A 20543-nucleotide genomic window follows, 5' to 3' on the forward strand; every position below is an offset into this window, starting at 1 on the left:
TCTTCAAAATCAAATCTAAATTCACTTGACAAATGACGAATAAGCCTAAACAATCCTCAAATTCAGAAAAATTTCACAAACGTAATATTCACAGATTTGGCTATGACTTTTCCAAGTTGACAGAAGCTTCGCCTGAGCTTAAGGATTTTTTGGTTAAGCTGCCTGGAAATAGGCTGTCCATCAATTTTTCAGACCCGCAAGCAGTTGTCGCTCTAAATAAAGCGTTGTTGAAATACCATTACAAGCTTGAGTTTTGGGATTTGCCTAAAGGGTATTTGTGTCCTCCCATTCCAGGACGAGCCGATTATTTATATTATGTTTCTGACTTGCTTGATGAGAAAACGATAGAAGGTGAATCGAGAAAGAAAGTCAAAGGCTTGGATATAGGAGCTGGAGCTAGCTTGATTTATCCAATATTGGGTAATAAATTGTTTGACTGGAATTTTGTAGCTAGCGAGACAAATGTAAAAGCCTTGAAAGCCGCGCAAGCCATTGTTAAATCGAATAAAGGCTTGCGAAATAAGATCCAATTGAGAAGACAAAATGATTTGAATCACGTGTTTAAGGGAATTATTGGACCTGAGGATCGCTTTGATTTTACGATTTGCAATCCGCCTTTTTATAAATCTGAAAAGGAAGCAAAAGAAGCTAACATGCGAAAAGCAAGCAATTTGAGCAAAGGCAAATTATCTGCAAATTACAACTTTGGCGGAGGTGACCATGAGCTGTGGTGCAAGGGTGGTGAATTAGCGTTTATCCAGAAGATGATTGAGGAGAGCGCTGAGTTTGCTCAGCAATGCAAATGGTTTACATCGCTAGTGTCACAAAAGGAAAACGTCAAGAAATTAGAGCATATTCTTAAATGGAACAAGGTCAAGTCATATCGTTTTGTTGAGATGAAGCAAGGGCAAAAGGTTAGCAGGTTCGTAGCTTGGACTTTTATGTAATTAAAGTTAAGCTTGTATGAATTTTTTGATAGCCTAAATTCATAATAGGCTTTGTGAGATGCTTGAAGAGCTAGTGTGAAAGTTTTTTGAAAAAATTCGTCTTCCTACCCAAAATGGGTGGGAAATGGTGTTTGAGAAGTGCATAATTTTGCTTCCGTATTTTGATCAAAATCGAAAACGAATCTCAAACTAAGACTGAATTATTTCCAGACATGAAACTAGAAAAATTAAGATTGTCACATAGAATTTTAACGCTTTTTTCAGCGTTGCTATTGACGTCTTTCCAATTATCGGCACAATCTCAAAACGGACCGATAGGTGGTACAGGAAGCTCTTCTAAAATTGTAAGACTTAGCGACACAAACGGTACAGGAATCATAAGGTTTATTGAAGAGAACCAGCCCTTTAGTTCATTCCTGCAAAGACTATATTCTGACTTAAGGGTTCACCCTCAATTGACATTTAGGCTTAAAAGCCAATATACTGATCATATTGGCTTCACGCATTACAGGTATGAACAGCTCTTTAACGGGATTCTTGTTGACGGCATAGAGATCGTAGCTCATGTGAAAAAGGGCTACGTGAAGACGATTACAGGTGCAATTGCTCATTTCCCACAAGAATCCGAAGGGCCGACGACTCCAGGCAGGCAGATAAGCGAATCCAGTGTTTTGGATATCGCTAAAAGTCATATTGGAGCACAAAGGTATTCTTGGGAACCAGAGCCTGGCTCAAGGCCAGGCGCTCCAATGCCTCCAGCTCCCCAGCCTGAGAAAGTATACTTGCCTCGCGATATTTCCAATCTGGCAAGCGGTTACAGATTAGCATTTAAAATCAATGTGGAAGCAGCTTCGGAGTTGTATCACGCTGATCTGTATATCGACGCTGAAAGTGGAACCGTGTTGTATGAAAATAGTGAGATCCATTATGGAGATCATACTGGCAATGGAACTACGAATTACGAGGGAGTAAAGCAGTTTATCACTTATAGAATGAACTCCTCTCAAAATTACAAATTGTCAAATTTTGCCAATGGAAACAATTATACTACCAAGACTCTAAATGGTGGAAAAAGCTATTATTTTTCTGATGAGATTGAGAGCACTGACAATGAATGGCATTTTGCAACACCAGCAGGAAAGGCAGCTGTAGATGTTCATTGGGGGCTGGAAAGATCATTGGAGATTTATAGATCAGACTTTAGCCAAAATTCTTATGATAATAACGGAGGAGAAATTGAATGCTACGTCAACTATGGAAATAACTTGGTTAATGCCTTTGCTAAGGGGAATAGATTGGTGTTTGGAGACGGAGAAGATGGCCTAAATCCTGTGACTGAGCTTGACGTTGTTGGCCATGAATTCACGCATCAAGTTGTAAGGCACACTTCTAATTTGGTTTACTCTCATGAATCAGGTGCTTTAAATGAATCTTTCGCTGATATTTTTGGAACTTATATAGAAATAAAAACATTGGGTGATGAGTCGGATTGGTTGCTTGGCTCGAATCAAGAGGATGGAGCATTTAGGAGCATGTCTGATCCCAATTCTTTTAGAGACCCGGATACTTACAGGTCGACTTATTGGCATACTAGTTCGTTTGATAATTTTGGTGTGCATACTAATAGCTCTGTGCAGAATTATTGGTTTTATTTATTAAGTGAAGGAGATAAAGGAATAAATTCGGTAAACTTTCCCTATGATGTAAAGCCTATCGGCTTGGAAAAAGCGGCTCAGATTGCATTTAGAACAATGACCGTTTATTTAACTAAAAATTCAGGTTATGCTCATGCGCGTTTTTATTCGATTTTGGCTACTGAAGATCTTTATCCAAACGAGCCAGATGTGAAAGCTATGGTTATGCATGCTTGGGATGCGGTTAATGTAATGGGAATAAAAGAGTCGTGTGTGGTTAATATTCCTGATAGAAACTTTAAGCAAGCGGTATTGGATTTAGGAATTGATTTGAATGGGGATGGAGAAGTGCAATGCGGAGAAGCAGAGGTTGCAACGGTATTGCCTTTGTCGAATAAAAAAATTGCCAATTTGCAAGGAATTGAAGCATTTAAGTATATAACTGATTTGTATGTTGATGGGAATACTTTAACAACTTTGGATGTGAGCCAGAATAAGCACTTGGATGTGCTTTATTGCAGAAATAATAATTTGACCGATTTGAATTTAACTGGTTTGACGAAGTTTAATGCGCTTAGATGTAATGGAAATCAATTGACTGAATTGATATTGCCTGATTCCCCTACTTTGGAATATGTGTTCTGTAATAATAATAATATTCAAAATATACAATTCAATAATAATACTCAATTAAAGCATTTGGAATGCTCTTACAATCAACTACAATATTTGGATGTGAGCTTTACAAATAGGTTGATGAGATTTACTTGTATTGAGAACCCAGAGTTGTTCTGTGTGAAAGTGATTGATGAGGAGGCTGCAAATAGCAATACACGATATGTAAAAGAGGTGTATACCATGTATACGGAGCAAGATGGTGATTGCGATTGTACTTTGGATATTCCAGATGCGAACTTTGTTCAGGCATTGGTCAATCATGACCCAGTGATTGATACGAATAATGACGGCAAGATCCAGTGCGCTGAGGCTAATGTCGTGGAAGAGCTTTTCTTGTCAAACAGTAGCATCGTCAACCTTCAAGGCTTGCAAGGGTTCACAAATTTGAAAAAGTTGGTAGCTGATCACAACCCTATTCAGACGTTTAATTTTCATAAAAACAGATCGCTTGAATTTATTGATTTGGAATACAATAACATGAGCTGGTTTAGCTCTGAAAGCTTGCCGAATCTTAAAGAACTGTATCTTTCAGGAAATAAAGGCTTGCAGGTGAATTCAATTTACAAAAGTGTAGGATTGGAAATATTGCATTGCAATGATATGGACCTTTCGGATTATTCCACATTTGATATTGCTGAAAATATTAATTTGAAAGAGCTGAAAATAGCGAATTCTGGTTTAGTGAAATTTGATGTATCTAACCAGACCAAATTAGAAGTGCTGGATTGCAGCGGCAATGATATTACTATGCTGGAAGTTAATCATATGCTAGGATTGAAGGAGCTTGATTGTGGCGATAACGATTTGTATGCTTTGGATATCAGCGATAATTTCTTTTTGACAGCATTGAACACGGTTGGTAATGAGAACTTGCCATGTATTAAAGTTATTGACGTGAATGCGGCTCAGGGAATTTCTACTTTCTTCAAGGACTCGCATACAGAATATGTTGAGGAAAGTTGTGGATGCGTGGTTGATATTCCAGATGTTCATTTTAAAGAAGTTCTGATCAATACTACCGGCTCATCGAAGATCGATTTGAATGGAGATGGAGAAGTTCAGTGTGGTGAAGCAGTATTAGTGAAATGGATAAGTCATTATAATGGTGAAATTCAGGATATCACAGGTATAGAGGCATTTGTCAACTTGGAGAGTTTGAACTTATATAATCATAAAATTCAATCTGTCGATTTGACTCATAATTTAAAGCTTAATAACGTTTCATTCGGAGGCAATGAAATTTCTTCTTTTGAAGTGAGTGAAGACAACATCATAACTCAACTTAGTTTGCCTAACAATAAGTTGACAAGCTTGGATTTGACAGAATTCTCGGCTCTTGAGCGCGTATGGCTTAATGGCAATAAGTTGACGGAAGTTAATTTCGAGAATAATCCAAACCTGACAACTGTGGACATTAGGCAGAATAATATCTACGAGGTGAGTTTTGATAGTAATCCGCTTTTGGAAATGCTTCAAATGAGTTCTAATAAGCTAAGAACTGTTGATTTAAGCCCGATACTTAACTTGCATATGCTTGACCTAACAGATAATAATCTTAGAAGCTTGGATATTAGTCATTTTAATGAAATATGGGATGTAAGGTGTACGCTGAACAATGATTTGTATTGCATTAAAGTAAAGGATAAGCAGTATGCGGATTATAATTACCGTTATTTCAAAGATGATCATGCGGAGTGGCAGGAGGAATGCCCAGAGTGTGTTGTGGAAATTCCAGATGCAAACTTCAAGAATGCTTTGCTTGCATATTCTCCAACTGTAGATACAAATGGCGATGGAGAAATACAATGCGAGGAAGCGGAAGCGGTTAGTTCTTTGATGGTTTTTAGAAAGAATATCGCTGATTTGACAGGCTTGCAATCATTTGTGAATTTGAAAGTGTTGGGTACATCATTCAACCCGGATATTGATCAAATTGACTTGACTGGATTGGATAAATTAGAGCAAATATACAGTCAGGAAAATAGTACCACGTCTGTTATCGTTGGTGACAAGCCTAATATGACTGTATTATGGATTCCTAATAATGATATTTCCTCTATAGACATAACTGGAGCGCCTAACTTAAAGCGACTTGCCTTAGGGGATAACAATTTCACATATGTTGATTTGAGCAATCAGACAGAATTAGTTGATCTTCATTTTGCAAGATGCAATCTAACTTCGATTGATGTAAGCCATATGAGCAACTTGGAGGATCTGTATATTTCGCAAAACCAGATCTCAACGTTGGATTTAAATCAGAATATTTCGCTTGAGAAACTAAATGTTGATTTCAATAATTTAACAGTATTGGATGTGTCTAATAACGTGTTATTGACATCTTTAATTGTAAGAGACAATGATTTACAATCCATGGATATAAGTAATAATACTTCATTACAATATTTTAATAGTTGGAATAACACTGATCTTACATGTATTCAAGTTAGTAGTATCAGTTGGGCTGAAAGCAATAGTTCTTTGAGGAAAAGTTCATGGCAAAGTTGGTCGACTGATTGCGGAAACTCTTCAAGAAAGTCGGCTCAGAATTTAATCAGTTCAATTGATGAGATCGTTGATTTTGAGGGGATCAAAATTTATCCAAATCCGACAGAAAATAATTTGAATATTCAAGATAGTAATGCGATAGGAGGAGAAAGTTGGAGTATCTATAACTTATCAGGGCAATTGGTTAAGGATGGAAAGCTTCAGGGAACTTTTACGACTATTGATGTGTCGAACTTCTCTTCAGGAATTTATTTGCTGAAAGTTGTTAAAGAGAATGGTGTGCACTCGGAGCGTATCACTATCAGGTAAAGCATTCCGCAACTTTTAAGTTTCAATAATTTTGTGTTGTTTGTTTTTTTATTTTTCAAGGCCGCTGACTCCATGCAGCGGCCTTTACACTTTTAATTTTTTTGAATAATATCTATCAATCCTTGCTTGGAATTCACATGAAGCTTTTCATAAATATTTCTAATATGATATTTGATGGTGTTGACAGACACATCCATTTCTCTTGCGATACTGGCATAACTCATGCCTGAGGCTAAGCTGTTGGCAACTTCGTTTTCTTTTCCAGTAAGCTCATTGAGATCTGGCGATTGAAAAAAAGTAATTACTTTGCGCGCGATATTGGCGCTCATGGGAGCCCCTCCGCTTATGGCTTCTTTCGTTTTGGCTATAAGTTCATCGGGAGAGGTGGTTTTGGTGAGATATCCTATGGCTCCGGCTTTCAGCGCTTCAAATACAGTATTGGATTCTTCATGAACAGTTATCATGATGGTTAGTACTTTGCTGTTGATTTTTTTATGCATTTTTAAACCTTCGATGCCGTTTACTCCCGGAAGCCCTATGTCCATGAGTATGACATCCGGAGGCGAAGATTTTGCCGAAGGAATAGATTCTTCGACACTTTCAAAACAACCCGTAACAATAAAAGAAGGTTCTTCGCTGAGAATTTCTTCATAAAGTTCCAGTAGAATGGGATTGTCTTCAATGATGAAAATTTTGGTTTTAAGCATAGTGTGTTTGTAGTTTGTTATAGTTATTAGAGGATATTGGCAGTCATAATGATATGTGTTCCTTTTTGAGAATGGATTTCAAGTTCAACTCCAATGGTTTGAGCTCGGTTTCTCATATTTGATATTCCATTTATTCTGTCAATTGCGTTCATGTCGAAGCCAATGCCATTGTCTATTAGCGAGATCATTAATCTTTTTCTGTCAAGGACTAAATTCAATGCAATGGTATCAGCTTCGGAGTATTTTAGACTATTGGTCATAGCTTCTTTGAATATGAGCAATATTTGTTTGTTCCAGCCAATAGGAAGCCTAGCTCCTTTGTCATCAATATTTTGTTGAGAATAAAATTGGATGTCTGTTCCCTGAAACATTTTTTCGCCGAAGTCAATCAGGTAGACTGCAAGCTCCCAAAGTTCGTCGCTGGAGCTTTTCATTGCCCAGATCACATCTTTCATACCATCATAAAGCCCTTTGGCATCTTCTTTTATTCGAATAACTCTCTGGTTGTTTAGCCTTCCTTTTTCAGCATCTCTGAGAAGCATTTCGGAAAGCACAGTGATTCCCGCAAGTTTATTGCCCATGGCGTCGTGGAAATCCGAGGCTGCTGTTTCTCTTACATTGACTAATTCTTTTTGCAGGGTTTTATTTTCGCTAAGAGTACGGAGCAATAGTTCGTGTTTTTTCTTAAGAGAAGTAAGTTTTTTAAGTATCCAAAAAGTTACAAGTCCAAAGGTTACGCACAATAAGATAATGAATAACCAAGGTTGTTGATACCATGGATATACCACTTCAAATTTTTGAACAGGAAAATATTTCCATTGACTGAAGTTTTTGGCTCTAAGTTCCAGTCTATATTTACCCTGTTTATAATCAGTGAAATCCAGGCTCATGGATTGAAGGTTTTGCCATCCACCGTTATTGATTTTATAATGAAGCATGTAATTGGAAGATGCGGGAATTGCAACAGGAGCGAATTTGTATCGAAGTCCTGATTTTGTGATATGAAGTTTATTGATTTCGTTGAATAAATCGGCATTGTTGTTTTTAAGTACAACGACGCCTTTTCCCCCAGCCAGCCATATGTTGCCATTGTTGCTTTCTTCCAGGTCGGTGATTTTTTCAAGCGGTAGCCCATAATCGCTATTTAAATTGAATATATTGCTTGAGTTGATTAAACTGACTCCTTTTTGAGTTAAAACCCATACTTTGCCATATCTGTCTTTATGTATTTTGTTAATATGTTCATTGTCCAAGCCAGAGTCTTTATTTATCGTTTTTTGCAGTTTTCCATCTTTAGAAATTATGGCTATTCCACGCATTGTGCCTGCCCATATGTTGTTATTAATCTCTTGGAGGCATAAAACATTATTGCTGATTTTCCCATTTTCTTCATTCAAGTGAAAAATAGGTTGATGCGAAAACTTTTTAATGGCATGCAAACCATTGTTTGTTGCTATCCAAATTTTATCTTGGCTTGTAACGACATGTTTTATGTTCAGGTGTATTTCTTTGAAACTGAATTGAAATGTATCTTTCGCATATGTATACCATAGATAATTACCGAGGACTTTAAATGTGAAGCTGGAGTCTTGGGAGAAGTACATCGATTTTTGACCGGAGATTATATTCGAGTTTTTATTAGGATTATAATTTCGAATCGATACATCCGCGTACACTTTGTCTTTTGATTTTATAAAATGCAAGGCCGTAATATTGTCTTTGAGTGTTGTGCTGTATATGACTTCTTGTTGATTAGCTTTATGGATAATGTGGTTATCCTCTAGAAGATAAACAATTGAGTCATTGGCCAATGAAATATCCAAGATGTTTTTATCTTGGAATAAATAATCTATTTGGGTTTTTATAAGACCTGAAGGCAATAGCCTCATTCCTCCGCCAAATAAGGAGATCCATAGGTTTTCATTGCTGTCAAGCTCTATATCGGAGACTCTATGATTAATAGAGTGTTTTTGCATTAAGTTAGTGGGAGAAGGTGAATCTGGAAATTTTAAGTAAACATCAAACCCTTGATTTTTCAAATTGAAGGTATTGAATGATTGGAAAGTCTCTCTGCATAAGTGTTTCCTGATAATAAAGTGATCATTTAAAAATGAATCTTGACTGATAATGCCGGATTGATTAAAATGATAAACATTGCCGAAGGAAGAAGCCTTTAAGCACTGATGAACAGCGCAAGTGTCAATCATATGTATCTGGGAATTGTTTAGAAAAGAGTATGGCGTTGAAATTTGCTTGTTAGAATTCAGCAAGTGCACACCGGTGAACCTTTCTCTATTCCCCCAAAAACCTTGATGGAAAAATAAACGCTCATTGAAACAACTAAAATTTACATCTTGAATATACGGTGCTTTAGGCCCAATTTTCGCTTTTGCTGTTTTTTTGAGACTGTCTTTCCAAATGAAAAATTCGTCATATTTATTTGTAGAGCTATTTTCACAACTATAGTTGATTCCAAAGTTTCCTAGTGACTGTCGATAAAAAAAACCGCTATCCAAAGCTCGTAACTTAGACGCATAGCACAAATTATTCTTTTCTATTTTGTCATCGTACACAGAATCATTTTTTAACTGCATGACTCCTCCTCCCCAAGTTGAAATATTGATGTCGCCTGCTTTGTTTTGCGCTATGTCAACCACGACATGATTGCGAAGTCCATGTTGCGTGTTGATGGTTTTGAATGTTAGGCCATTGAATATTGACAAGCCCGCATTTGTGCCGGTATAGATATTTCCTAAAGAATCTATGTGTAAATTATAAGCAGTATTGTGAGGAAATCCTGTTTTTGTATCGAAGTGCAATCCAATGATTTGGGAATAACTCAATGAAAAAAAGAAGCATTGTATTATAAATGCAATGCCAATAATCGCAATTTGATTCGCTATTGTTCTTTTCCAACTCAATCTTCTCAACAGGTTTTAGAGATATCATATATTCTATTATGATTGTAATATTACAATATGAGGTTAATAAATACTATTTTATTCTAGTTTTGTTTATTGTAATATATTCATTAGTGAAGTTCGTTTTGGTTGTCTTTTTTGTTGTTTTTATGCTTATTAATATTGTTTAAATTATTTTTATTGTTTTGTTTTGTTAGTGATGGTTGTATGGAAGGTTTTAATTGTAAAATAGAAAGCGAATTCGAGACAAAAAAAAGTGGCTTAAGCCACTCTATTGATTTTTCTTTTTGTTGGTTTCTGAAAGATGTTCGAAAATATTATACACAGCCATATGCAGGGCGTCTCCGTGATTTCTGTTTTCTAAATACTTGAAATACAGGTTTCCTTTTGGATAACCATCGTCGACTAGCTTCATGTACAGCTCTTTTGCATTGTTTTCTAAGATTTCTCCTTCTTTGCCAACGGCTATGGAAATTGATTTGGGCGAATGATGCGTGAGGCTTGTTTTAAGCACAGATCCATTATCCCACCATAGGCTTGGACTGACAATGATATAATGATCGAATAGTTCGGTTTTGTTCAATAGGATTTCAGTGGCAAGAAGGCCTCCTAAGGATTGGCCAATAAGGTATGATTCGTTATTTGCTCTGTATTGGCTCTCGATTCTTTCTTTAAGCTCGTTTTCGATGAATGATATGAATTTTTGGGAGCCTCCTGAGCTAGGAAAATCTTTTTTGTCTCTTTTGATACTGGTTGGATGAGAAAAATCTCTTTTCCTGTCGACATTTGCTATGCCTACCACTATGCATTCGGGAATGACATTGATCCAAGATAAGGAATTGAATTGTACGAGCCCTGCTATATGAAGGAAGTCTTGATCGATAGAGCCATCCAGAAGATAGATTACTGGGTATTTTTTATCGCTGTTTTCATAATTTTCAGGCAAGTAAATGTTTAGAATTCTCTCTTCTTCCAAAATCTTGGAGTCGATGGTTAGAATCTGGCCTATGGCTAGGGGTTTTGTATTTTCCTGAGTTTGGGAAAAGCTTTGTAGGCTCGTCAAGATACTTGTTAAAGCAAGAAAACTTGAGAAAATGAATGAGAATCGCATGTGCACTTAGTTTAGTTGTTTGATGACGTTGTTTTTTGAATTTGTAAATAATATAAGATATTTATTTTTGTCTTTTATCATGTTAGCGCTTTTTAAAGTTTCGATAATGAAGCAGTAATTTAAATGCTTATAAGAAGTCTAAAGCGATAATAATGAAGTTTTAATAAATTGATATATTTGGATATTGTGTGTTTTTTATAATCAAAAAATGAAGTAATGCAAAAAGATGAAAATTATTTAGAAATAAACAGACGGTCTTGGAATAATAAAACTGAGGTGCATTTGAAATCGGATTTTTATGATCTCGACAGCTTTAAGCAAGGCCGGTCATCGCTGAACAGCATCGAATTGGAATTGTTGGGGGATATTAAAGGCAAGTCGATTTTGCATTTGCAATGTCATTTCGGACAAGATACGATTTCATTAAGTAGAATGGGAGCGAATGTCACAGGTGTCGATTTGTCAGATAAAGCAATAGCAGCCGCCAAGTCGCTTGCTTTAGAATTGAATGCTAGCGCTGAGTTTATTTGTTGCGATATCTATGATTTGCCTAATCATTTGGATAAAAAATTCGATATAGTTTTCACAAGCTATGGCACGATTTGCTGGTTGCCAAATTTGGAAAAATGGGCAGATGTAATTTCCTCTTTTTTAAAGCCCGGCGGGGACTTCGTGATTGCCGAGTTTCATCCAGTCGTTTGGATGTTTGATGATGATTTCCAAAGCGTGGAATATAATTACTTCAATGCGGGTCCTATCGCTGAATCAGAGGAAGGAACTTATGCCGATAGGAATTCAGAGATAAGCCAAGAATTTGTTGTGTGGAATCATGGACTAGGCGAAGTCATGAATAGCTTGATCAAGAATGGGCTTGAAATTGAAGCTTTCAATGAGTTTGATTATTCTCCTTATGATTGCTTTAATAAAACAGTTGAAATAGCAAAAAATAAATTCAGAATTAGTCATTTTGAAAATAAAATTCCTATGGTTTATTCGATAAAAGCTGGTAAGAGATAATAGTTTTTAATATATTTTTTATTTAATTAAATTAATTCATGTGTGGATTATGTGTTTTTATTTTTGAAATAAATGATATTTTAATAGCCTTTTGTGGTGTGATTTTTTTTGGAATTGTTATTTTTGATTATGAATTAAGAGATAATTTTTAATAAATGATATAGTGAAGTTGCATCATATTTTGTTAAGATTAGTATTGATTATTTTTTTAGTAAGTACTTTTACTATTGGTTACGGACAAATTTTGAAATATGACACTAGAGTCTTTGTGGACAAGAATTTTGTTAAGCACACTGAACGAAGCTTTGTAGTTCAAATTAATGATAATAAATCTCATGATTTAGCGGAAATTTATATTCATCACAGTCCGGATCAAAAGCTCGATTTACAATACGCTCGTATAGTTGATTTGAATGGAAAGGTTCTTAGAACGGTCAAAAAAAAGGATGTGCTTATTAAAAATGCGAGAACCAACCAAGCCTTTTTTCAGGATGATTTGGTGGCTCAATTTGATATGTATTGGAATGAGTATCCTTATCGGGTTGAGTATTCTTATAAGTTAGTCGCACAAGATTTTTTGCATTTGACTTATTGGAATCCGGTAATTCACGAGTCTGTAAAAACAGCGCATGCGACTTTGGAAGTGGATGTGCCGGCAAATTATCAGCTTAATTATTACGACACGGACTCTTTGCTAATTAATAGATCTGAACGTGATGGCCGCAAGTCTTTCAAATGGATGTATAATGGACAAATGCAAAGTTTAAAACAGCCCAGTATCACTATAAGAAGAGATGGCCCTGAGGTGTTGGTAGTTCCCAAGATATTTCATTATGGCATTAGCGGAAGCTTTGATTCATGGAAGAGTTTTGGACAATGGAATTATGATCTCAACAAAAATGCTTTGGATTTAACATTAGCTGACAAGGAAAATGTGAAATCATTGATAAAAGGGTTGGTTGATAAAGAAGAAATAGTAAAAACATTGTATTATTATTTGCAGGAGCATACAAAGTATGTTAATGTCTCGATTGATATAGGCGGACTTAAAAGTTATCCTGCATCTTACGTCAGTGAAAAGAAGTATGGAGATTGCAAGGCATTGACAACCTATATGAAAGCCTTGTTGAGCGTGGCGGGAATAGAGTCTAATTATATTTTGGTTAAGTCGGGAGTAGGTGAGAATGACATAGTTGAGGATTTTCCAAGCCAACAATTCAATCATGTAATATTATCCGTTCCTCTTGAGAATGATACACTGTGGTTGGAAAATACCAGTGATTATTTGCCATTCGATTATTTGGGTCGTTTCATTCAAGATCGTTGGGGTTTGTCCGTGGAGGATGATAATAGTCACTTGGTAAGAATTCCAAAAGTAAAGATTGAAGATACCGGATCAATTCAAAAGTACGCATTTCGAAAAGTTGAAAATCAATGGAAAGCGGACATTGAGCTAAGGTTGGAGGGGTCGGTGTTTGAGGCATGCAGATATTTTATCAAAAATGAAATGGATGATAGATTTGAAGATGTTCTTTCAGATCAAGTTAATTTGAAAAACTACACTATAAACTCTTGGGAGCTCGTCAATTTTCATCGAGATAGTTTGCATGTCAATATCAAAACTGAAGGAGAGCTTGGTAATTTATTTCGAAAGATAGGCAACATGCATATTGTGCAACCTTTAATAGTGTCGTTGCCAAGTCTTGCGCATCCTGAAGACCAAAAAGACGAGTATGCTGTTGGCAATCCGATAAATCGAGTGAATAAGATGAATGTGAAGCTTGAGGATCTGCCCGTAGGCGAAATAAAAATTCCAGAAAGCAAAAGTTTAAAGTCTAAATTTGGGACTTATGTCACAAGTTTCACATTAAGCGAGGAAGAAGTGGTAGTGAATGAATCTATTGTTATTCCTAATGGGAAAATAGCTCCAGAGGAATATTCGGATTTTTACGCATTTGTCGATGAGATAATAAAATATAAAAAACGATCAGCTATAATAATTCAATGAAATATTTTATACTAATTTTTTGCATGGCAGCAAGCGCTTTCTCTTGGGCGCAGACGAAGTCCATTGAGTTTGGAAAAATTACCCAAGAGGAAATAGAGATGACTTCTTATGAAAAGGACCCGGAAGCCAAGGCTCTTATTTTATATGATAAGGGAGAGTCCAGTTTTATAGAAAATGCGGAAGGAGGATACGATATAAGGTTTAAGAGGCATAAGAGAATCAAAGTTTTCAGCAAGACTGAAGAAGGCGTGACAGAGATTCGTATTCCATTCTATGAAGACGGGTATTCCAAAAGGGAGAAAGTTCATGATGTGAAAGCGGTCACTTATAATTATGTGGAAGGAAAGTTAAAATTGACAGAGCTTGATATAAAAGCAGTATATGAAGAGAAGCTGAATAAGCATTGGCATGTTAAAAAATTTGTATTCCCTGATGTTCAAGATGGTTCTGTATTGGAGTATAGCTATGTGTTGGACACGCCGTTTAAATTCCATCTTCCGGATTGGGAGTTTCAGAGCAATATTCCCACGTTGTATAGTGAATATGATGTGGCTTTGATTCCCTTTTACGAATATGTTTTTATAAAGAAGGGTATCGACAAGTTTAGTTTCAGGGATAAGCGCGAAGGTTCGAAATATCGAAGAATTCCAGGTGTTTCTGTTTCGTATGGGGCGAGCACATCCGAGTTCCGAGATTACATTCATACTTTTGTAATGGAAGATGTGCCGGCTTTTGTTGATGAGACTTATATATCGTCAGTTGAGGATTATATCATGAAAGTTGATTTTCAGCTGGCCAGATTTTACAGACCTACAGGGGGCAAGGTTGAAATTATCTCGACTTGGATGGATTTGAATAAAGAGCTGTTGAAGCATGAGAAGTTTGGCAAGTATATGAATTCGGCTAAGAGGAATGCCAAAGAGATCATAGCAAGCTTGAATTTGGGTAAATTGAATGAGTTGGAAAAGGCGAATAAGATCGTTGAGTATGTCAAAAACAACTATGTTTGGAATGGATACTATGGAAAATACGCATCACAACCGGTGAAAAATTTCTTGAAAACTAAAAATGGAAGTATTGCGGATATCAACTTATTTCTAATAGCGATGCTTAACGCTAGCGGCATTAATGCTCAGCCTTTGATCTTAAGCACTCGGAAACATGGGAAAATATATACCCAATACCCTTTTGATCATTATACCAATTATGTGGTGGCATATGTCGAGACATCCGAAAGCTCATTTTTGTCGGACGGCTCTGATCGAAATACGATGTTTAATCAATTGCCGTTGCGATGCGTGAATGGCAAGGCTCTATTGGTTAATGATGAAAAGAAATCCCAATGGATAGATATCCATCCATATGGTTTGTCTAAAGACATGTATAGTGTAATGTACGATATTGATGCGGAGAACTTGCAGATGAAAACTGTGGTTTCTGTCAGCAGTAGAATGTATGATGCGGTTAGCAAGCGGGAAAAGTTTGAGAATGATACGGTAAAAGTAAGAAAGCACTTTAAGTCTTATTTTGATGAGATACATGATGTCAAAATTTGGGATAAGCTACAAGGGGCTTCATGCAGCATGATTATCAAAGGGTCAAATGAAGTTGAAAGCTTTGCGGGCCAATTGGTGGTTAATCCGTTCATGAATTTGCCTTTTCAGAAGAACTTTTTGACACAGGAGGAACGAAGCCACCCGGTTGATTTTATCTATTCCATGGACAAGTTTTTTGAGTCTAAATTCAAAATCCCTGAAAACTATAGTATTACAGACATGCCTTCAGAATTGGATATCAATAATGAACTTGTCAAGCTTGATTTAAAGTACTCAATCACAAATGGATACTTTGTGGCTAAGGGGAATTTTAAATTTAAAAAGCCGATTTATTACCAAGAAGAATACAAAGAGTTGAAGTCGTATGTGGATACCATTATCGAAAAGTTCAACCAAACTGTAGTTTTGAAGCCTATAAGTCAGTAGGTTTTATTTCATGAATTCAATTGAAATTGATAAAGTGATTGCTTTTAGTAATTTCAATTGGATTCATGGGGTTTTTAAGTTATAGTTACTTGATTAAGTGAAAGTGAGGACTTTTAAGCCATTCTTCTAAGAATTCAATGTCACAGAAATGATGAGGCCAAATTTTATTAGATATTTTCTCTTAACATGTCCTCGTTAACTAAGTTTACCTGCCAATGTAATGCCCAAGACAAAGCTCATGATAATGATTCCTGCGGTTATGCTTGCCAATGCTTGTTTGTTTTGGCTATTGAGCTTAGAAAATTTGTACAATATATAACTCATAAGCAAGTTGAAATAACCCCAAAGTAAATTGATGAGTGGAGATGATAGTCCTTTTCCGGGAGGGTTGGCAAAAGGCGTAGGAAAAGAATCGCCTGAAATTCCATGAATTATATGAGGCACAGAATTTATGAGAAAAGCTCCCAAAAAGAAGCATGCTAGATAATTATACCATTTCATACTGTTCATTTATTTTGACAATTTTAGTACATCATCAAAAGCTTAGTTTTATTATATAGTTTGAAATGGGGCATAGTTTTTAAATAGCGCTTATTTGATTACTTGAGGTCATCATAAATTCAAAGGCATTGTAAATTAAAAAGAAAAATAACAGCAGAGCTAATCATGCTGTTATTGAATAATTTATTTTTCGTAAAGTGTAATGCTATTTTAGGGTTTCACGTAGAAATGTAATTTATTGTTTCTTTTTGAAAATTAATTTATCTCCGTCATAATCCATTGAAAGAGTGTCTTTATCAAGTTTTGCATTTCCTTTAGCTGCTACAACTCCATTTAAAAACATTACTAAGTTTATTTTATTTTCACCAGCTTCATTCCAATTAACTGCTAAATCTATAGACTGGGATGGTTGAATTATCTTATATTCTCCCGTTCCGTCAGAAGTTAATATCAAAATAAGTTTATGGCCTTCAATAAGTATAAATTCATCTTTATTTTCCTGGTCTATTTGTTCCCATGTTCCGACGAATGGACTATTCTCATACTTGTCTTTATTTTCTATATTTTGTCCACAAGATGAAAATATAATAGTTATTAACAATAGTGTGAAAAAATTTTTAAACCTTCTTTTCATAACTAAATCTTGATTTTTGATGTAAGTGTTTTTATTTGTGTTATATAATAAGTTCATTATTGATTAGCTTTTCGCTCATTATAAATGCTCTTTTTTAGTGAAAAATAGTATTTATAATAAAGAGGCTGCAAAGTGGTTGTTTATTGGCCATTTAAATCTTGATAGACTAATTCATCAAAACAGAAATATGAAGGAGGGTAAGTTACCCCGATTTCAACATTAGCTTCCATTTTAAAGCTTAAGCCATTCACTTTACCTAAAGAGGATAAGTTTACTTCTTTCCATTCATCTAAAATAAAATCTTTTCCGTCCCTAAGGTCTGCGAAATAGAATATTACTTTTTTATCCATGAGGTATCCATGACTATCGATCCCTTGTATTATCAATCTTTGATATTGTCCTCTCTGCAATTTTTGAAAATATTCACCGCCATCTTTCATTGCATAATAAGCATATACACTCGTATTCAAAGATGCTTTAACGGGTTTAATTTCTTTACTAAAATTAACTTCAAAATTACTGCCTGGAGATACTGCGCAATTGATCACAGCATAATTTTTCGTGCCATTTGCTCCCGAATTTGCTTTCACTACATATCCATTGGCTTCTGAGACATTTGGCGACTCTTTTTCTGATTCTATGATATTAGAGTATCCTGCACTTGTGCGTCCAAAACCAACAAATGATTTAAAAGAGGCGATTCCTGAGGTGAAGATTGGATTGTCCTCTGTTGATACCCATTTAGAATTATTTTTTAGAATTAAATCTTCAAAACCAAGTATTTTTTGTTCTGGCTTTTCAGAAGATTCATCAATATCATTGGAACATGACACTAAAGCTGCTGAAAATAAGAAAACTGAAGTGATTTTTTTGAAATGTTTAATCATTGTTATTTTGTTTAAATTTTAATTAAAAAAGTTTTATAATTTTTAGATAAATAAATCAAAATAGGAGTATGAAGAAGACTAAGCTTTGCTTGGAGATACTGCACAATTGATCACAGCATAATTTTTCGCCCCATTTGCTCCCAAATTTGCTTTCACTACATGTCCATTGGCCTCTGAGATAGTAAGCGACTTTTTTTTTGATTCTATGATATTAGATACCCTGCACTTGCGCGTTCAAAACCAACAAATGATTTAAAAGAAGCGATTTCTGAGGTGAAGATTGGGTCCTCCTCTTTTAAAGCTCATTTAGAATTATTTTTAAAGTCAAATCTTCAAAACCAAGTATTTTTTGCTCTGGCTTTTCAGTAGATTCATTAATATCATTGGAGCATGACTCTAAAGCTGCTGCACATAGGAAAGCAGATACAATTTTTTAAATGTTTAGTCATCGTTATTAATAATTATTAATATAGTTGCTTTTCCTTTACCTTTGAAGAGGTTAATTAAAGCCAAATCTTCAAAATCAAGTACTTTTTGTTTAGGCTTTTCAATTGATGTATCAATATTAATTTTACATGAAATTAAAGCTACTGAACATAGAACAGCAGATGCGATTTTTTTTAAATGTTTAGCCATCATTATTTATTGTAATTAATTATAATGTATTTTTTATCTCTTAAAGAGTAGACATTATCACGATTGATTTTTTATACCATTTTATTTCCCTCTGGAGGGAATACAAGGGAGGATGATTAAGAAAGCCATAAAAAACTAATCGTGATAAACATTAGCTATGTGAGTAATAATCAAGTCATTTAATATTTATTAAAAGGTGGTAAATTGGATATAGTAAATAGCTTAATTCTCGTGATAGAAATGTTTCAAGCAGCTATACCAATAATACCTGTGTAATTATGTTGTGCACATCTCTCACTATTTTTAAATTAGGTTTAAATGTAGATCAGACTGATTAATAGGTTTTCATATTTTCAGTTCTTAAAATCTTTCGGCTTTCTTCTTTATGCTTCAAGTAGTTTATATTATTTTTAGACGACTTTCTCATTTTTTCAGCAAGTCATTATTAAAGAACTCTGTTGGAGCTTTATCTTTAATAAGGCAGCCTATCTGAGAAAGAACAGGTTTAATCACATCAATATACTAGATGACTTGTCAGTTATTTTAATATAGTCAATAACGCTTAGTGTTATGCGTTTGAGCAGATTAAGAAAGAATTCCTAATTGATTAGCATTAATGTATAGTTAGGTCATATTAGTTTTTAATTAAAAGTTTATGTTTATGTAAAATTATTTCAGTAAGGTTGTACGCTTCTATTTTGTTTGAATTGTATTTCATTTAAGCCAATTGCAAGAGATTCAATTTTAATCTTGTGTTAAAATAATTTGGACATTTGACATTATCACGATTGATTTTTTATTAGCTCTAAATTCCTTTACTAGCATTAAACCAGATTTTTGAAGATAGGCCAAAAACATCGAGGTCTAAATGAATTTCAGGATTAGACATTAACTTACTCTGTAGATACTCAGATTTAGCATGTGGAAAAATTAACATTTCTACTAAATCACTGCAGTTTTGAATATCTAAAAATCTCTTTGCATAACAGTGATTTAGTTTTACACTTTGGGTATGAATACCCCAAACAACTATTAAACTCAAAAAAGTAAAAAGAAGTTTTTTCATTGTTTTGTAATTTTACAATATAGACAAATGGTAGAAATAATTTAATTGTAATAGGATGGTTGCAGCTTAAGAGTGTGAGTTGAAAATTGAGTCAAATGAAAACAGCAGCTAATGAGGTATTAGATCATATAATTATAAATGAATATAATTCATATGGTAAACATAATTTTGATCAATATTATTTTATTAGCTTTCCATTAGAAATTCGATTCCCTTTCATCTATTTGATTGAGTATTGCACAAATAAATGTAAGAGAAATTGAATTAATTTTTAAAGATTAATATTATCAAATTCTAAAGATTTGTTTTACAAAAAACTGAATGGATTGTATTTTATATATCAAATTAATTCTAATTTGAAAATTTAGAATAGATTTAATACTCTTTTTGTCTCAAGTCATGTGACAAAAAGCACTATATGTTTTAAACGTGTTGTAAAACATTTTTTTAAGAAAATACAAGCCTGTTTTTTAACCTTAAGCTAAAAAATTTTTAGGTGGTGGTGGAATTATTTCTTTAATGGGTGGGGAATACTTAACCTCCTGATAACCAAAGTGAGTGACTTTTATTGGTAAAATAATGAATAAAAGATTATAGTTGAAAACTTGCTCTAGAGATTTAAAGCTAAATGGCTTTTTAAAAATTTGATCTCCATTTTGTGTTTCAGGATTATCAGGAATAGCAAACTCTTTTTCAAAGACAGTGTGTAGTATTAATTCGACAAAACTCTCAATTTCGTTTTCAATGCGAAAAATTGAATCATTGTAAAAAACGTTTTGAGACGTTTCATTCTGAAGTATATTGACACTGATGTTGGCAAAGTGAATACTAAGCAACAAACAAATATGAGGAACTAGCCTTGCGATATGTTTTCTAAACCATTTCATTTTCGATGGTACAAAATTATCCATTAAGTATATTGAAAGCAAGTTTTATGTTAAAAAACTATAAAATTACTAAAAGCTAGACCATCTTTTGACTTTCATAACTCATTAAC

General features: G+C 34.6%; 15 protein-coding genes. 5 read left to right on the top strand and 10 right to left on the bottom strand.

Translation table 11 applies throughout. From position 1 onward, the window contains the following. Positions 1-32 precede the first annotated feature (32 nt). Positions 33-947 carry a 23S rRNA (adenine(1618)-N(6))-methyltransferase RlmF gene (gene rlmF, locus AABK36_RS06795; RefSeq protein WP_309941569.1) on the top strand — a complete coding sequence of 305 codons (915 nt, stop codon included), beginning with the start codon at positions 33-35 and terminating at the stop codon, positions 945-947. A 212-nt stretch (positions 948-1159) separates the two neighbouring features. Continuing rightward, positions 1160-6076: a M4 family metallopeptidase gene (locus AABK36_RS06800; RefSeq protein WP_309941570.1), complete on the top strand. Its 4917-nt coding sequence runs from the start codon at positions 1160-1162 to the stop codon at positions 6074-6076. A gap of 92 nt (positions 6077-6168) precedes the next feature. On the opposite strand, the gene AABK36_RS06805 is transcribed toward AABK36_RS06800, so the two are convergent. The 3 genes from AABK36_RS06805 to AABK36_RS06815 form a co-directional block, all read right to left on the bottom strand. Beyond that, a complete protein-coding gene (locus tag AABK36_RS06805) occupies positions 6169-6783 on the bottom strand; it encodes a response regulator (RefSeq protein ID WP_309941571.1) in 615 nt (204 codons plus the stop codon). Between the two features lie 26 nt (positions 6784-6809). Then, positions 6810-9713, bottom strand: a complete 2904-nt coding sequence (locus AABK36_RS06810) for a sensor histidine kinase (RefSeq protein ID WP_309941574.1) — start codon at positions 9711-9713, stop codon at positions 6810-6812. A gap of 262 nt (positions 9714-9975) precedes the next feature. Continuing rightward, the gene (locus tag AABK36_RS06815) at positions 9976-10815 is read right to left on the bottom strand and encodes an alpha/beta hydrolase (protein WP_309941576.1); all 840 of its coding nucleotides are present in this window, start codon (positions 10813-10815) and stop codon (positions 9976-9978) included. A 216-nt stretch (positions 10816-11031) separates the two neighbouring features. On the opposite strand from AABK36_RS06815, the gene AABK36_RS06820 reads away from it, so the two are divergent. The 3 genes from AABK36_RS06820 (at position 11032) to AABK36_RS06830 (ending at position 15822) form a co-directional block, all read left to right on the top strand. Continuing rightward, a complete protein-coding gene (locus AABK36_RS06820) occupies positions 11032-11832 on the top strand; it encodes a class I SAM-dependent methyltransferase (RefSeq protein ID WP_309941580.1) in 801 nt (266 codons plus the stop codon). 181 nt (positions 11833-12013) lie between these two features. Further along, complete coding sequence (locus tag AABK36_RS06825; protein WP_338390314.1) at positions 12014-13840, top strand: DUF3857 domain-containing protein; 1827 nt, start codon at positions 12014-12016, stop codon at positions 13838-13840. A 23-nt stretch (positions 13841-13863) separates the two neighbouring features. After that, complete coding sequence (locus AABK36_RS06830; protein ID WP_309941584.1) at positions 13864-15822, top strand: transglutaminase family protein; 1959 nt, start codon at positions 13864-13866, stop codon at positions 15820-15822. Between the two features lie 85 nt (positions 15823-15907). On the opposite strand, the gene AABK36_RS25385 is transcribed toward AABK36_RS06830, so the two are convergent. The 7 genes from AABK36_RS25385 to AABK36_RS06860 all read right to left on the bottom strand — a co-directional run bounded on the left by AABK36_RS25385 (position 15908) and on the right by AABK36_RS06860 (position 20457). After that, the gene (locus tag AABK36_RS25385; protein ID WP_374709131.1) at positions 15908-15997 is read right to left on the bottom strand and encodes a DUF6368 family protein; all 90 of its coding nucleotides are present in this window, start codon (positions 15995-15997) and stop codon (positions 15908-15910) included. Positions 15998-16017: 20 nt separating this feature from the next. Further along, positions 16018-16323, bottom strand: a complete 306-nt coding sequence (locus AABK36_RS06835; protein ID WP_309941587.1) for a hypothetical protein — start codon at positions 16321-16323, stop codon at positions 16018-16020. Positions 16324-16558: 235 nt separating this feature from the next. Beyond that, on the bottom strand, positions 16559-16957 hold the full coding sequence (locus AABK36_RS06840) for a hypothetical protein (protein ID WP_309941590.1): 399 nt from the start codon (positions 16955-16957) through the stop codon (positions 16559-16561). A gap of 140 nt (positions 16958-17097) precedes the next feature. After that, a complete protein-coding gene (locus AABK36_RS06845) occupies positions 17098-17844 on the bottom strand; it encodes a DUF4465 domain-containing protein (protein ID WP_309941591.1) in 747 nt (248 codons plus the stop codon). 441 nt (positions 17845-18285) lie between these two features. Further along, entirely contained in the window at positions 18286-18483 is a 198-nt protein-coding gene (locus AABK36_RS06850; protein ID WP_309941592.1) for a hypothetical protein, read from the bottom strand. 802 nt (positions 18484-19285) lie between these two features. Further along, positions 19286-19546, bottom strand: coding sequence for a hypothetical protein (locus AABK36_RS06855; protein WP_309941594.1), 261 nt, complete (start codon positions 19544-19546; stop codon positions 19286-19288). A 476-nt stretch (positions 19547-20022) separates the two neighbouring features. After that, positions 20023-20457, bottom strand: coding sequence for a hypothetical protein (locus tag AABK36_RS06860; protein WP_309941596.1), 435 nt, complete (start codon positions 20455-20457; stop codon positions 20023-20025). Positions 20458-20543 lie beyond the last annotated feature (86 nt).

Source organism: Aureibacter tunicatorum (assembly GCF_036492635.1).
Classification (GTDB): Bacteria; Bacteroidota; Bacteroidia; order Cytophagales; family Cyclobacteriaceae; genus Aureibacter; species Aureibacter tunicatorum.

Bases quoted from the DNA above. Each gene is read 5' to 3' on its own strand.
- rlmF (WP_309941569.1), top strand. From the start codon at position 33: ATGACGAATAAGCCTAAACAATCCTCAAATTCAGAAAAATTTCACAAA.
- AABK36_RS06800 (WP_309941570.1), top strand. From the start codon at position 1,160: ATGAAACTAGAAAAATTAAGATTGTCACATAGAATTTTAACGCTTTTT.
- AABK36_RS06805 (WP_309941571.1), bottom strand. From the start codon at position 6,783: ATGCTTAAAACCAAAATTTTCATCATTGAAGACAATCCCATTCTACTG.
- AABK36_RS06815 (WP_309941576.1), bottom strand. From the start codon at position 10,815: ATGCGATTCTCATTCATTTTCTCAAGTTTTCTTGCTTTAACAAGTATC.
- AABK36_RS06820 (WP_309941580.1), top strand. From the start codon at position 11,032: ATGCAAAAAGATGAAAATTATTTAGAAATAAACAGACGGTCTTGGAAT.
- AABK36_RS06830 (WP_309941584.1), top strand. From the start codon at position 13,864: ATGGCAGCAAGCGCTTTCTCTTGGGCGCAGACGAAGTCCATTGAGTTT.
- AABK36_RS06835 (WP_309941587.1), bottom strand. From the start codon at position 16,323: ATGAAATGGTATAATTATCTAGCATGCTTCTTTTTGGGAGCTTTTCTC.
- AABK36_RS06840 (WP_309941590.1), bottom strand. From the start codon at position 16,957: ATGAAAAGAAGGTTTAAAAATTTTTTCACACTATTGTTAATAACTATT.
- AABK36_RS06845 (WP_309941591.1), bottom strand. From the start codon at position 17,844: ATGATTAAACATTTCAAAAAAATCACTTCAGTTTTCTTATTTTCAGCA.
- AABK36_RS06850 (WP_309941592.1), bottom strand. From the start codon at position 18,483: ATGATGGCTAAACATTTAAAAAAAATCGCATCTGCTGTTCTATGTTCA.
- AABK36_RS06855 (WP_309941594.1), bottom strand. From the start codon at position 19,546: ATGAAAAAACTTCTTTTTACTTTTTTGAGTTTAATAGTTGTTTGGGGT.
- AABK36_RS06860 (WP_309941596.1), bottom strand. From the start codon at position 20,457: ATGGATAATTTTGTACCATCGAAAATGAAATGGTTTAGAAAACATATC.